At 75.3% G+C, this 13,251-nt stretch carries 16 protein-coding genes; all 16 read right to left on the bottom strand.

The genetic code is table 11. The features are described from left to right. Positions 1 to 171 precede the first annotated feature (171 nt). A complete protein-coding gene (locus RKE29_RS21350) occupies positions 172 to 1,101 on the bottom strand; it encodes an alpha/beta fold hydrolase (protein ID WP_312007128.1) in 930 nt (309 codons plus the stop codon). 81 nt (positions 1,102 to 1,182) lie between these two features. Continuing rightward, positions 1,183 to 1,920: a DsbA family protein gene (locus RKE29_RS21345; protein ID WP_312007126.1), complete on the bottom strand. Its 738-nt coding sequence runs from the start codon at positions 1,918 to 1,920 to the stop codon at positions 1,183 to 1,185. A 40-nt stretch (positions 1,921 to 1,960) separates the two neighbouring features. Then, positions 1,961 to 2,836 carry a 3-oxoacyl-ACP reductase FabG gene (gene fabG / locus RKE29_RS21340; RefSeq protein WP_312007125.1) on the bottom strand — a complete coding sequence of 292 codons (876 nt, stop codon included), beginning with the start codon at positions 2,834 to 2,836 and terminating at the stop codon, positions 1,961 to 1,963. A gap of 59 nt (positions 2,837 to 2,895) precedes the next feature. Further along, the gene (locus tag RKE29_RS21335; RefSeq protein ID WP_312007124.1) at positions 2,896 to 3,399 is read right to left on the bottom strand and encodes a beta-hydroxyacyl-ACP dehydratase; all 504 of its coding nucleotides are present in this window, start codon (positions 3,397 to 3,399) and stop codon (positions 2,896 to 2,898) included. Next, positions 3,396 to 3,797, bottom strand: a complete 402-nt coding sequence (locus tag RKE29_RS21330; RefSeq protein WP_312007123.1) for a hypothetical protein — start codon at positions 3,795 to 3,797, stop codon at positions 3,396 to 3,398. The genes RKE29_RS21335 and RKE29_RS21330 overlap by 4 nt, the downstream gene beginning before the upstream one ends. Before the next feature lie 4 nt (positions 3,798 to 3,801). Continuing rightward, entirely contained in the window at positions 3,802 to 4,056 is a 255-nt protein-coding gene (locus tag RKE29_RS21325; RefSeq protein WP_312007122.1) for an acyl carrier protein, read from the bottom strand. A gap of 80 nt (positions 4,057 to 4,136) precedes the next feature. Further along, positions 4,137 to 5,333: a beta-ketoacyl synthase N-terminal-like domain-containing protein gene (locus RKE29_RS21320; RefSeq protein WP_312007121.1), complete on the bottom strand. Its 1,197-nt coding sequence runs from the start codon at positions 5,331 to 5,333 to the stop codon at positions 4,137 to 4,139. A gap of 149 nt (positions 5,334 to 5,482) precedes the next feature. Next, positions 5,483 to 5,929, bottom strand: coding sequence for a hypothetical protein (locus RKE29_RS21315; RefSeq protein ID WP_312007120.1), 447 nt, complete (start codon positions 5,927 to 5,929; stop codon positions 5,483 to 5,485). 3 nt (positions 5,930 to 5,932) lie between these two features. After that, the gene (locus RKE29_RS21310) at positions 5,933 to 6,340 is read right to left on the bottom strand and encodes a hypothetical protein (protein ID WP_312007119.1); all 408 of its coding nucleotides are present in this window, start codon (positions 6,338 to 6,340) and stop codon (positions 5,933 to 5,935) included. Next, complete coding sequence (locus tag RKE29_RS21305; protein WP_312007118.1) at positions 6,340 to 6,666, bottom strand: hypothetical protein; 327 nt, start codon at positions 6,664 to 6,666, stop codon at positions 6,340 to 6,342. The genes RKE29_RS21310 and RKE29_RS21305 overlap by 1 nt, the downstream gene beginning before the upstream one ends. Further along, positions 6,663 to 7,718 carry an alpha/beta fold hydrolase gene (locus tag RKE29_RS21300; protein ID WP_312007116.1) on the bottom strand — a complete coding sequence of 352 codons (1,056 nt, stop codon included), beginning with the start codon at positions 7,716 to 7,718 and terminating at the stop codon, positions 6,663 to 6,665. Before RKE29_RS21300 ends, RKE29_RS21305 begins: the two co-directional genes overlap by 4 nt. A gap of 375 nt (positions 7,719 to 8,093) precedes the next feature. Then, a complete protein-coding gene (locus RKE29_RS21295; RefSeq protein ID WP_312007115.1) occupies positions 8,094 to 8,888 on the bottom strand; it encodes an SDR family oxidoreductase in 795 nt (264 codons plus the stop codon). Between the two features lie 41 nt (positions 8,889 to 8,929). Then, entirely contained in the window at positions 8,930 to 10,033 is a 1,104-nt protein-coding gene (locus tag RKE29_RS21290; protein WP_312007114.1) for a beta-ketoacyl synthase N-terminal-like domain-containing protein, read from the bottom strand. Beyond that, positions 10,030 to 11,304, bottom strand: coding sequence for a beta-ketoacyl-[acyl-carrier-protein] synthase family protein (locus RKE29_RS21285; RefSeq protein ID WP_312007113.1), 1,275 nt, complete (start codon positions 11,302 to 11,304; stop codon positions 10,030 to 10,032). Before RKE29_RS21285 ends, RKE29_RS21290 begins: the two co-directional genes overlap by 4 nt. Continuing rightward, on the bottom strand, positions 11,304 to 12,308 hold the full coding sequence (locus RKE29_RS21280) for a hypothetical protein (RefSeq protein ID WP_312007112.1): 1,005 nt from the start codon (positions 12,306 to 12,308) through the stop codon (positions 11,304 to 11,306). The genes RKE29_RS21285 and RKE29_RS21280 overlap by 1 nt, the downstream gene beginning before the upstream one ends. Then, positions 12,308 to 13,168, bottom strand: coding sequence for an alpha/beta fold hydrolase (locus RKE29_RS21275; protein WP_312007111.1), 861 nt, complete (start codon positions 13,166 to 13,168; stop codon positions 12,308 to 12,310). Before RKE29_RS21275 ends, RKE29_RS21280 begins: the two co-directional genes overlap by 1 nt. Positions 13,169 to 13,251 lie beyond the last annotated feature (83 nt).

Genomic DNA, 13,251 nt, shown 5'->3' with positions numbered 1-13,251 from the left:
CTCGCCACGATTGGCGATCAGGACCTTATGCATGGTGTCTCTTCCTTTGCCTGAAGTCCGATTGTCCGTTCGGTCGCCGCCCGCTCGGCCGGGCGTTCGGGTATCGCCCGCCCGGCAGGCCGCCGCCCCCGGAAACGGTGGCGGCGCAAGTCCGGGGCCGTGCTCCCGGGACTACCCCAGGGCCCGCTTGAGGAAATCCAGTACGACATTCGCGTATGCCTCGGGATCCGTTTGAAGACCGAGCAGGTGTTCGGCATTCGGCAGCACGTGCGTCTCCGCCTGCGGGAATCGCTCGGCGAGCGCGTCGACGGACGACGGCGGCACGATCACGTCGCGCTCCCCTGACATGAACAGCAGGGGGATCTGAGCGAACTTGCCCACCGCGGGCGGCGGCCACTGGGCCCGCACCATGGCCATGCCCAGGTTGCCCAGCACGCTGGTGACCACCGAGCGTGACGGCTCGCCGCTGAGCAGGGCGGGCAGCGGCAGCTCCTTGGCCTCCAGGAACCGGCGCAGCAGCGGCGGCACGTCGTGGCCCGGGCCGCTGTCGCAGACGAGCGCGTCGACCTCGAAGCCCTCGTGGGTCAGGGCCCACATGGACGAGAAGCACGAGAACGAGAAGCCGTAGACGGCGATGCCCGCAGAGCCGTACCCCCGGCGCAGCCGCAGGTAGGACACGATGGCGGTGATATCGCTCGCGAACCGGTCGCCGAGGCCGACGAAGGAGCGGTCGTCGCTGCTCGACCCGTGGTTGCGGTGGTCGAACAGGCAGACGGTGTAGCCGGCGTCGTGCAGGAACTTGGCGTGCGCCAGGCTGCGGCCCTTGTTCATCCCCAGGCTGTGGCCGACGATGACCACCCGTTCGTCCGACCCCGGGCACAGCCAGGCGTGGACGTACTTGCCCGAGGTGAAGGGGATGCGCAGGTCCACGTAGGGCAGGCCGAAGTCGCGCGGGTGGCCGTGCTGGGCGCGGTTGCGCGGGTGGAAGGCGAGGTAGGCCAGCGAGACCCCGTACAGCGGGGCGACCGGCAGGGCGACGGCCGACAGCGCGAGGGACTTCAGCGAGGAGCGCCGCGCCGATGTCTCCCGGGAATCGGGCATGGGCGTCCTCCTTGAGTGGAAGGGAGGTCCGACGGGACTCAGGGCAGCCTCACAGTGATTCGGGACGGGCGGGGCCCGCCTTCACCCACAGCCTCCCGCGTGCCCCTGGTCTCCGGACCGGGCGCCTGCGAAGTCCGTGGGGGACGACTTCAGGGGGTCGGGCTGCGGCTGCTGCTCCGCCTCGCCCCGGGCGCGGACCGAGCGGACCGACGCGACGAACGCCGGAAGCCTGTCCACACCCCAGAACTTGTCGTAACCATGCGTGAAGAACGGGACGCCGAAGGCCCCGTCCCGGCTGAGGGCGAGCAGCGCCTCCAGCCCGCGCCCGGTGCGCAGGTCCTCGTCGTCGGCCGCACCCGCCATCGAGTCGGCCGGGAGCCCGAGGTCCCGGGCGAGCGCCGCGACCGTGTCCCGGTCGCAGATGTCCCTGCCCTCCTCCCAGCGCGCCTGGTAGACGCGCTCCACGTACTCGGCGCCGCGCCCGTGGTCCTGCGCGACGAAGTACGCCAGGTGCGGCACCTCCCAGACCGGGTCCCGGTCGACCGGCCAGGCGACGGCGAGCCCGCGGTCGCAGGTCAGCCTGCGCACGTCCTGGAGGATGTAGAGGTGTTTCGCCCGCGTCATGGCAGCATACGGAAATCTCTCGCCGTTCTCGATCACGAGCCGCTCGCTGTCCGCGTCCGGCTCCCACCACGGGTGCCATGTGACCGCCTTCGCGACATCCGGATAGCGATCCATCAGGTCACGATAGGCTATCCAAGAGTACGGGCTGCGAAAATTGAAATAAAAGCGTGGCAGCTTCCTGCTCCCACCGGTCATGATCGCCTCCGTTTCCCGGCTCCCGGCCGAATCCGCCGCCTCAGATGACGATCCCGCCGTCGACCTGGAACACCGCACCGGTGACGTACTCCGCTCCGGCGAGGTACGCCACCATGTCGGCCACCTCTTCGGGGCGGCCGAACCGGCGGAGTGGAATGTTCTTTTCCGCCTGCTTCCTGACCTTGTCCGGCAGTTTCGCCGTCATATCCGTCTCGATGAAGCCCGGCGCCACCACGTTGGCCCGGATGCCGTAGCCGCCGACCTCCTTGGCGAGGGACTTGGTGAAGCCGATGATCCCGGCCTTGGACGCGGCGTAGTTGGCCTGCGTCGCGCTGCCGTGGACCCCGGCCACGGACGAGACGTTGACGATGCACCCGGACCTGCGCTTCATCATGCCGAAGACGACCGCCCGGCACAGGTGGTACGTGCCGTCCAGGTTGACGTCGAGGACGTGGCGCCACTCCTCCTCGGTCATGAGCAGCAGCGGGTTGTCCCGGGTGACGCCGGCGGAGGTGACCACGACGTCGACCGGGCCGAACCGGTCCTCGGTGAAGGCGACGAGGTCGCGCACGGCGCCGAGGTCGGTGACGTCCGTCCGGCGGCCCGCCACCCGGCCGCCGCCGCGCTCCGCCGCCTCGGCCGCCTCGGCCGCCTCCACTTCGAGGACCTTGGCCGCGTCCGCGTCCGCGCGGTAGCAGAACACCACGTCGTAGCCGTCCCGGGCGAGCCGCAGCACGGTGGCGCGGCCGATGCCGCGCGAGCCGCCCGACACCAGCGCGACCCGCCCGCCGGCCGCGCCGACACCGACGCCGGCGGCGCGGACGGCGCCGGTGACGCCGGTGGCGTCACCGGCCGTGTCGCCGGACCGATCGCCGGACCGATCGCCGGACCGATCGCCGGACATGTTGCCGGGCATGTGGCATTCCTCCCCTTCCGACGGCTCCGACATGTCCGACGTTACGGCACCGGGTGACGCTACGTCACGGTGGTACCGGCCCGTCGCGCCGCGGTGCGCGGCAACTGCTCGGCCGGTCGCATGGTCACCACCAGGCGGCCCACCTCCAGCACGGTCTCGTCGCCGACCACGCTCTCCCCCTGGACCACGAACGTCTCGCCGATCACCCGGGCCAGCTCCACCCGGTGTTCGACCACGTCACCGGGGATGACCGGCCGGTGGAAGCGCACGTCGGACAGGCCGCCGAGCAGCATGGCGTGCCCGCTGAGCACGTCCGGATTGGGATCCTCCCAGGCGACGAGCACCCCGGCGACGTGGCACCACGACTCGACCAGCACCGTCCACGGATAGTGGTACGCCTCGTCGGCCGCCTCGTCCGGAACGCCCTGGTACCAGGGCTCGTTGCAGGTGATCGCCTTCAGCCCGCGGGCCCGCTCGCCGGGCACCAGCTCGGTGACCCGGTCCACCAGCAGCATCGGATAGCGGTGCGGCAGCAGCCGCTTGATCTCCCGTATCGTGATCATGGAACGAGCGGTGCCCTTCCCGCCTCGAACCGCAGCCGCACCTGCGCCGCCTGGCCGCGCTCGGTCGCGGCGACCGCCCGGCACCGCCACGCCTCGCCGTCCCGCGACCAGGTCAGCTCGGTCGTCAGCACGTCGCCCGGATAGACCGGACTGGTGAAGCGCGACGACTCGATGGCCGCCAGCCGCCACCGGCCCGCCGGGTCGGGCAGCGTGGCCAGGGCGCTGTGGTGCACGTACTCCACCACGCACACACCGGGAAATATCGGGAATCCGGGATAGTGTCCGGCGAACACCTGTTCCGCCTCGTCGATCCGGACCACGGTCCGGGCGGGCTCGTCGGGGGTGCCGGACCACACCACCTCCACCGTCCCGTCGACGGGCGTACACGCGGGGGGCACCACGTCACTTCTCCAGCTTCGCGGCGAGGAGTTCGTAGACCTTCCGCAAGCAGGTCACCTGCTTTATCTCCTGCTCGTGGAGCTTGACGGCGTACTTCTTCTCCAGCACGACCATGACCTCCAGGGCCATCAGCGAGTCGACGCCCAGCGTCTCCACGAAGTCGGCGTCGTCGGTCACCTCCTCCACGTCCACGTCGAGTACGTCCGCGACGAAAGCGCGCAGATCCTCCAGATCCAAGGCGGCGGTGACTTCGGCCATGGGTGCTTCTCCTTTCCTGCGGGGTCTGACGGCTTCGGGTGGGGGGCTGGTCGGGCGCCGGCCGGGCGCGCGGGCCGCCGCTAGGGGCGGCCCGCCACGGTCCGCAGCAGCGCCGCGCCCACCACGCCGTCCCGGTCGACGGTCGTGACCAGGGCGGGGCTGCCGGGGGCCGCGTCGCCGCGCTCGGCCAGGGCCAGCACGGCGGCCACCTGGAAGGCCGCCGACGCGGCGCAGGTGTCGCCGATGCACGCGGCCGGGGTGACCCGGGCGGGCTCGCGGCCGCCGAGCGCGTCGGCCAGGGCGGCCCGTTCGGCCCGCCCGCGCGCGCCCGGCTCGCCCGAGTCGGCGACCGCCCACACCGCCGCCGGATCCGTGCCCGTACGCGCCAGCAGCCGGCCCAGCACCTCGGCGAGCACCGGCCGTACGTCCCCGGGCTCGGCGGCGAAGCCGAACTCCACGCCCGCGACCTCGGCGATGCCCCGGCCGTGCGCCCGCGCGGCGGCGGCCGGCTCCAGCAGCCACACGGCGGCGCCCTCGCCCAGGACGGCCGCGTCCGCCTCCCGCGCTGCGGTGCCGTCCGCGCCCCCGGTGCTCTGCTCGTCGTCGGCGTCCCGCGCGTGCCACTCCAGCCACGCGCGGGCCGAGGAGAACTCCTCCACCGCCCCGCACAGCACGGCGGCCGCCCGGCCCGCGCGCTGGAGCCGCAGCGCGTACTGGAGCGCGAGCAGGCCGGTGGCCCTGCCGCCCGCGATGGTGGTGTTCGGGCCCTTCAGGCGGTGCCAGATGGCGGCCTGGCCGGCCGCGAAGTTCATCACCGTGCCGGGGAAGCGGGCCGGGTCCACGAAGAACGGCCGCTCGCCGACCAGCGAGTCGCGGGTGAAGTCCATGATGCTCTGCACGCTGCCCGCGCTGGTGCCCAGCGCCAGGCCGGTGTCCTCGCCGACGCCCGGCAGCCGCTCGCCGCCGTCCGGGCCGCCGGAGCCGTTCCCGCTCGCGGGCCCACCCGTGCCCAGCAGCTGGCACAGCGCCGACAGCGCCAGGCCGGTGGCCCGGTCCAGGGAGCGGGTGCCCTTGCGGCCCAGGGCCTGCTTGATCTCGAAGCCCGGCACCAGGCAGGCGCTGCGGTACGGCACGGACCACTCCTCGGGGTCGAGCGGCGTGCCCGCCGGGCGCCCGGACGCCAGCCCGGAGGCGAAGTCGGCCCCGGACAGGCCCCAGGGCGACACGGCGGCCCAGGCGGAGATGAGCGGGCCGCCGCTGTCGGTGGCGAAGACCATGGGTCGGTGTACTCCTTCGATAGTGGCAGGAGGGCGAGCGGGGGTACGGGCGGGCTCCCGGACCCCGGCGGAGGTCCCCGGGACACGGCCGACGAGCGTACGGCCGACGGAAGCGCGGGTTCCGGGCGCGGCGGGGCGCGGGCCGGGGGTCACCAGAACCACACCTCCTCGTAGCGCGGCCAGCTCGACGCCAGGGCGCCGCCCGGCAGCACGCGCACGCCCGGCAGCAGCCGCCCGGCGGCGCTGCGGCCCAGCGCGGCCAGGCAGGGCTCCTCGACGAGCACGGCCACCCCGGCGGCCAGGGCGGTGCGGACCAGGGCGCGCGGGTCGGTCCGGGTGTCCAGGTCGCGGCCGCCCAGGCGCACCGGCGGCTCGTCGCCCGCGGGCTGGAGCGCGTAGCTGGCCGCGAGCCCGCGCAGCGCCAGGTCGACGCCGCCGCCGCTCTGCCGGTGCAGCTGCGGGACGAGGGCCAGTACGTCGGCGTACTGCCGCTCGACCGAGCCCCGGTAGGCCCGTTCGACCATCACCAGCCAGCGGCCGGACGCGGCCGTCCCGGCGGCGGCCTCGGTGCCGGGGCGGGCTCCTGTGTCGGGCACGGCTCAGGCCACCCCCAGCGACAGCGACTTGCCCGCCGCCCGCACGTGGTCGGCGAACCGGGTCAGCGGGCGCCTGCGCACCCGGGCGATCTGGTCGCCGGTGCCCCGCTCGTCGCAGCAGAAGCCGCACACGTACCAGTGCAGCCGGTCGGGGTAGCCCTCCAGCAGGCCGCGCACGACGGCGGGCGGGGAGGGGTACTCCCGCTCCCAGTCGCCGAAGTGCCGGGGCTTGGCCTCGCCCAGGCCGGCCCAGGTCAGGCGGGTGGCCTCGCCGCAGGCCCAGACCTGCACGCGGGCGCCGCGGTCCAGCAGCGCCTGGGTCAGCCGCAGCGCGGAGGTGATCAGCTCGGTCTGGTACGGGGCGCCGAGCAGCTTCAGCAGGATGTCGGCGGGCGGGACGGGCCGGGCCATCAGTGCCACACCGCCCGCACGCGCGGCTGGAGCAGCTTGGCGGCCACCTCGTCCATCTCCACCAGCCGCGACGCGCTCAGCAGGTCGGCGGCGGGCAGCGCCCGCTGGGCGGCGGAGAAGGCGTCCACCCACAGCTCGCCGCCGCCGCGCAGGAAGGCCCGCACACCGCGCGAGGCGCCGGGCAGGGCGGCGGTCACGCCGTTCTCCACCAGGAACAGCACCACGTGGTGCCCGTCCCCGGCCAGTCGGGCCGCGTCCGCGACGAAGCGCTCGCACGCCGGTCCGGTCTCCGGCCCGCCGCTCTCGATCAGCAGGTGGTCGGTCATGGGCGGTCGTCCCCGGTGGTTATCGACTCCGGCACGGCCCAGTAGGGACGGTGCCGTCCGTAGGGGCCGCCCGCGGCGCCGGCCGCCTCGAACGCCTCGGCCAGGAAGCCCAGGACGCGCCGCTCGTACTCGGCGGTGTCGAAGCGCAGCCCGCTCAGGTGCGTGGCGTTGGGCGCCACCCAGAACTCGGCGCCAGGGTAGTGCCGGGCGGTGCGCTCCACCTCGGCGGGGCGTACGACCGCGTCGTGCGCCCCCGCTATGAACATCACGCGGGCCGGTACGGACCCGGGGTCGGGCGGCCAGCCCGCGGCGCCCAGCATGCGCAGGGCGGCGCGGCGGAAGGCGCGCTGGTAGGCGGCGAGCGAGCGCGGGGTGAGCAGCGCGGCCGGCAGCGTGCGGCCGCGCAGCGCCGCGAAGTGGCCGAAGCCGCCCGCCACGTCGAACCCGGGGCCGCCCTCGGCGACCACCGCGGCCACCGGCACGCGCGAGCGGGCCGCCGCCACCAGGGCCGGCCAGGTGGAGAACGAGAAGCCCAGGACGGCCAGCGATCCGCCCGCCAGGGCCGGGTCGGCGGCCACGGCGGCCAGCACGTCCTCCAGGTCGCGGGTGAACCGCTCGCCCATGTCCCGCCAGGCCCGGTCCCGGCCGCTCTCGCCGTGGTTGCGCAGGTCGTAGGCGACGACGTGGTGGCCCGCGCGGTGCAGCAGCTCGATGTGGCCGAGCACGGTGGCCTTGGTGCGGCCCATGCCGTGGCAGACCACGACGGTGTGCGGGCCCGCGCCCGGCACCACCCACGCGCGCAGCGGTATGCCGTCCCGGGACGCCGTGACCGTGCGGGTGCGCACCGGCAGGCCCCTGGCCGCGGGCGTGCGGGCCCGGCCGGCGGGCAGCGGCGGGTGGTAGACCTGGTAGGCGTGCGCGGCCCCGTAGGCGGCCGCGGCGAGCGCGGCCAGCGGGGCCGGCAGCGGGGCGGGCGGGCCGCCCGGGCGCCGCCGCGGCAGGCCGAGTGGGGCGCGGGGCGGCCGGGTGCGGCGGGCGTCCGATGCGGTCATGGCTTCCGTGTCTTTCGTCTTTCCGGGGTTTTTTACGGTTTCTTGGGGGTTCTTGGGTGTCTTGCGGCCTTCTCGGGTCTTCGCGGTCTTTTCTGGCTGTTTTTCGGGAGTTTTCAGCGAGTTGTCGGGGGGCTTGGGGGCCGTACGGCGGGTCCGCGGCCCGCGGGGCGGTCGGGTCCGGGCGGTCGGGTCCGGGCGGTCGGGTCCGGGCGGTCGGGTCCGGGCGGTCGGGTCTGGGCGGTGCGGGCGCNCCGGGCGGTCGGGTCCGGGCGGTCGGGTCCGGGCGGTCGGGTCTGGGCGGTGCGGGCGCCGGCCCGGCGGTACGGGGTGCGCGGCCCGTGCCCGCCCGGCGCGGCGCGGCCGCGGCGACGGGGGTCAGGCCGTGAGGATCTCCCCGCCGTCCACCCCGATCACGTTGCCGGTGATCCACGAGGAGCAGGTCTGGGAGAGCAGTAAAACGGCCTCGGCCACGTCCTCCGGCCGGGTGAGGCGGCGGTGCGGGTTGACGCCTCTGGCGTACTCGGCGAGCCGTTCGCTGCCGGGGATGCGCTCCAGGGACGGGGTGATGGTCAGGCCCGCGCGGATCGCGTTGACGGCCACGCCCCAGGGGGCGAGTTCCAGGGCGAGCTGGCGCACGTGCGACTCCAGCGCGCACTTGGCGGCCGACACCGCGCCGTAGTTGCGGGTCACCTTGCCGGCCCCGGTGCTGGTCATCGCGTACACCTTCGCGCCCTCGCGGAGCAGCCCCGCGGCGAACAGGTCCTGCGTCCAGTAGACGAGGGAGTGCGCCATCACGTCGAGGGTCATGTTCATCTGGCGTGGAGTCATGCCCTCCTCGCCCTCGCCGGGCAGGAACGGCAGCAGGGTGCCGAAGGCCAGCGAGTGCAGCACGATCCTGATGCCCTTGTCCCCGGCCAGCTCGGCGAACCTCGGCACCAGCTCCTGCCGGGTGCTGGCGGCTGCGGCGTTGGCGTTGAAGAAGTGCGCCTGGACGCCCTGTGAGCGGATCTCCTCCCGCGCGACGGCGGCCTTCTCCTGCCCCTCCGCGGTGTCGAAGTGCACGCCCAGGACGTGCACGCCCTCGCGGCTCAGCTCGCGGGCCGTCGCGAGGCCCATTCCGCTGGACGCCCCCAGGATCAGGCACCAGGAACCCTCAAGCGACGTGGTCATCGTGACTTCCGTCCCCTTTCGCTCGCTGCCTCTTCCCCCGACTAACGGCTTTCCGCTGGTTCCGATGATGCTGGTGTCCCCGGTGGACCCGGTGACCTTTGGCCGGTTTCCGGCACGATGAGGCACACGGCCGCGTTACCTTCGGCCGCGGCCGTGACCACGGCGCGCGGCCGGCCGTCGCCGCCCTCCGGGCCGAGCGCGCCGGCGACCCGCAGCACCGGTGCCAGGCACCCGGCGCCCGCGGGCACGGTCCGCGCGCCCTCGCCCAGCGCGGCGGCCACCGCCCGGCCCACGGCCGAGTCGTCGAGCACGGCCGTGACGTCGAGGCCGTCAAGCCCGAAGGGGCCCCGGGGCGGGTACGGGCTTGACGGCGCGTACGGGCCGGACTGGCTGTACGGGCCGGACTGGCCGGGGCGGTCGTACGGGCCGTACGCGCCGCCGCCGGGCCCGAGGGCCGCCAGGGCGTCGGCCAGCAGCTCGCCGGCCGCCTCCGCCCCGCGCGCGGACGCCGCCTCGCGCGGGGGCAGGAAGAACGTGCGCACCGCCACCCGGCCGCGCGGCAGCCCGCCGCGCGCCGCCACCGCGCGCGCCGGCTCCAGCACCAGCGCCACGGCGCCCGCCTCGGAGGTCTTCGCGCCCGGCTCGTGCGGCGGCAGCGCCTCCTCGGTGGCCCCGGCCAGCAGCCAGCCGGCCCGGCCCGCGGCGACCGCGCGCAGGCCGGTCTGAAGGGCCTCCAGGCCGGCCACGCGCGGGCTGGTGAAGGTGAGGTTGAACGCCTTCAGCGCGTGCTCGGTGGCCAGGCGGCTGCCGAAGAGGTTGACGGAGAAGTACGGCGCGGTCAGCGGGCTCAGCTCGGCCGCGCCGGCGCCGATGACCGTGCGGTCCATCGCGTCGTGCAGGGCGGCGGCCGCGCTGTTGGTGCCCACGGCCGCGCCGCGCGCCTGCGGGTCGGCCGCGGTGAGGCTGCCCTCGCCCGCGTGCGCCAGCGCCCGCTTGGCCGCGGCCAGGAAGTACTGGGAGGCGGCGGGCAGGTACTTGTAGCCGCGCCGGCCCAGCGCGGTGCGGAAGTCGAAGCCGTCCGCGTCCACCACGCCGACGCCCGTGACGACCAGCGACCGCGGACCGCCAGCCCCAGCGGCGGTCACCGGGCCGCCTCGCGCAGCACCAGGGAAACGTTGTTCCCGCCGAACGCGTAGGCGTTGACCAGGCCGTACGGGCCGGTCGGGGGCGCGGCGCGGTCCGGCAGGGACAGCGCGCACTCCGGGTCGAGGGGGCCGACGGGAACATTGGCCGGGACCGTGCGGTGGTGCAGCACCAGCGCGGCGGCGAGCGCCGCGAACGCGCCCGCCGCGCCCCCGGTGTGCCCCACGAGCGCCTTCGCGCTGTAGACGGGCGTACGGGCCGCGGCGGCGCCCAGCACGCTGCCCAGCACCCGGCTTTCCACCACGTCGTTCAGCGCGGTGCCGGTGCCGTGCGGCACCACGAACCCGACCTCCTCGCCGGTCGCGCCCGCCTGGGCCAGGGCCTGCCGCATGGCGCGCTCGATCTGCTCGCCGCCGGGCTCGGGCGCGGTCGCGTGGTGCGCGTCGCAGCTCCACCCGGCGCCCGCCAGGCGCGCGTACCCCGGGCCCGCGCCCCTGCGCCGGGCGTGGGCGGCCGACTCCAGCACCAGGACGGCGGCGCCCTCGCCGAAGACCGTGCCCTGCCGGTCGGCGGCGAACGGCCGGCAGCGCTCGGGGTCGACGGCGCCCAGCCGGTTGAAGCAGCCGAGCGCCACGCGGGAGTACGCGTCGGTGCCGCCCGCGACGACCACGTCGGCCTCGCCGCAGCGGATCAGGTCGGCGGCGACCGACAGCGCGTACCCGCTGGCCGCGCAGGCGTTGCTCAGGCAGGTGCTCGGCCCGCGCGCGCCGAGCAGACCGCCGACCACGGACGCGGCGGGGAAGGCCGGCAGCCACCGGTCGGCGGCGGGCCGGGCGTCCGCGTCCGGCAGCCACCGCTCGTGGCGCGCCGCCGGGCCGGCTCCCGTCCGCTCGGCGCCTGCCAGTTCGACGGCTCGCCGCCGCTCGCGCAGGTCGGAGTCGCCCATGCCGCTGCTGATGGCGACGGCCACCCGCCGCGGGTCGACCCCGCGCAGGCCGTCCGCGCCGCCGAGCCCGGCGTCCGCGACCGCCTGCCGGGCGGCCTCCCAGGCGAACTGCGTGCCGCGCCCCAGCGGCAGGCCGTCGCACTCCTCGGGGCCGTCCGGCAGGTCGGCCTCGGGCACCAGGTACATCAGCGGCAGGTCCATGCGCGCGAGCGGGTCGGGCACCCGCCGCGGGGCCGGGCGCGGGTCGTTCATGCCGCGCCAGAACGCGTCGGCGCCCGAGCCCAGGCAGCTCAGCGCGCCGAGGCCGGTGACGAGTATGTCGTCCATCACGTGCCGCCCGGCTGGCCGGCCAGGGCCCGCAGGACCCGCTGGTCGAGGGAGGTCAGGCGCCAGTCGCGGCGGCCCTCGATCACCGCGTAGCCGTGCACGATGGAGCCCGTCGCGACCCGTCTCAGCCGCCGGCCCTGCACCGCGTAGCAGTCCATGCGGGCGGTGTAGGTGAAGTCCTTGAAGACCTCCTCCACGGTGAAGACCGTGTACAGCTCCTCCTCCATCAGCGCCTCGCCCAGCATCCGCAGCGAGGAGCGCGGCACCACCGGAATCCACCGGCGGTCGTCCAGCAGGCTGCGGATGGAGATGCCGCGGGCGGCCACGAAGCGGTCCTTGGCCTCCTCCATCAGCCGCAGGTAGCCGGACATCTGGAGGCGCTCGCTGAAGTGGCAGTAGGTGTACGGCACGGTCCACCGCCACGCGTACGCGTTGCGGCCGGCGGTGAGGGCGTCGAGCACCGCCTGCTCGCCCGCGCCGGAGGCCAGCGCGGCGGCCGCGGCGGCCGGCGGCGGGGCGGGCACGCCCGCCAGGTCGGCGCCCAGCCGGGGCACCGCGTAGGGCGCCAGCTCCGCGGGCACGTGCCCGGGGTCGCCGAAGAAGGTGTCCACGCGCAGCGACACGCGCGCGGTGGCGGTGGCCGCCTTGCGCCTGACCCCGTCCCGGACCACCCGCAGCGTCACCGTGAAGGCCAGCTCCCCCTCGTGCTCGCGGACGGCGGGCACCACCTCGGCCTCGGCCTCGTCGTCCATGTGCAGCGCGCGCAGGATGTGGGTGTCCAGGTCGACGACGTCCAGGCCGAGCCCCAGCTCCTCGTACAGCACCCGGGCGGACAGGCCGCAGCCGGCGAAGTGCACCAGCAGGGCCTCCTCCACCAGGTAGTTGACGTGCTTGAAGCCGATCCAGGTGCAGATGTTGGCGCCTTCGTAGCGCGGCCGGAGCCGGACGGTGGTGGTGTCCGTCACCAGCGACTTGACCAGGGACGGCGCGACGGGGGCTGTCATCAGGTGCACTCCATCGACGGAAGAGGCGCGTCCGGCCGGGGCCGGGCGGTGAGGGTGCGGAGGAAGCCGTTGACCGCGTGGGCGAAGTCCCCGGCGCGCTCGACCATGGTGAAGTGGCCGACGTCCGGCAGGATCCGCACGTGGGCGTCCGGCAGCGCCCGCCCCAGCTCCCGGGCGTCGGCGGGGAAGGCGGCGAAGTCCGTCTCGCCGCCGACGATCAGGAACGGCACGCGCAGCCGCCGCACGCGCAGCCGCGGCGTGTGCAGGTAGGTCTCGATGAAGCGCAGCCAGCCGTACGGGCCGACCCGGTCGCGGATCTTGCGGGCCATGGCGTCGCACAGCCGCTGGTCGAGGCTGCCGCCGGCGCTGACCCGCAGTCCGTCGGCGATGATGCGGTCGAACTCGTTGAGGTAGTACGACAGCGCCGCCCAGTCGAACCGGTCCTCCTGGGGGCGGTAGAACGGCGAGACCAGCACCGCGCCGCGCAGCGCCCGGCGCGCCGCCTCAGCGCCGCCGTCCCCGTCCAGCCAGGCCAGCAGCGCGTTGGCGCCGAAGGAGTGGCCGACGATCACGTCGGGGCCGCCGGGCACCTCGGCCACGGCGTGGTCCAGCCAGTCGGCGGCCGGCCGGCCGGACCAGCCGGTGACGCCGCAGCCGCGCCAGGGCAGCTCGGCCGTCCACAGCTCGCAGCCGGGGCCGGCCAGCGGCAGGAAGCGGTCCCACACGCGCGCGCTGCTGGCCAGGCCGTGCACGAGCAGCACGCGGACGGGGGCGGAGGACGCGGCGCCGTCCGGCGGGCCCGCGGCGGGGCGGGCGCGGCGCACGACGACGGGCTGCCTGGGCCTGGTGGAGGCGGTCACGCGGCGTCCTCCGGGGCAGTGACGTCCTCCGCGGCGGCGGCGGCCGGCGCGGAGGCGGCGGCCGCCGGTTCGGGGGCGGCGGC

This window comes from Streptomyces sp. B1866, assembly GCF_031932565.1.
Lineage (GTDB): Bacteria > Actinomycetota > Actinomycetes > Streptomycetales > Streptomycetaceae > Streptomyces.
This window is presented reverse-complemented; position numbering and strand designations above follow the sequence as displayed.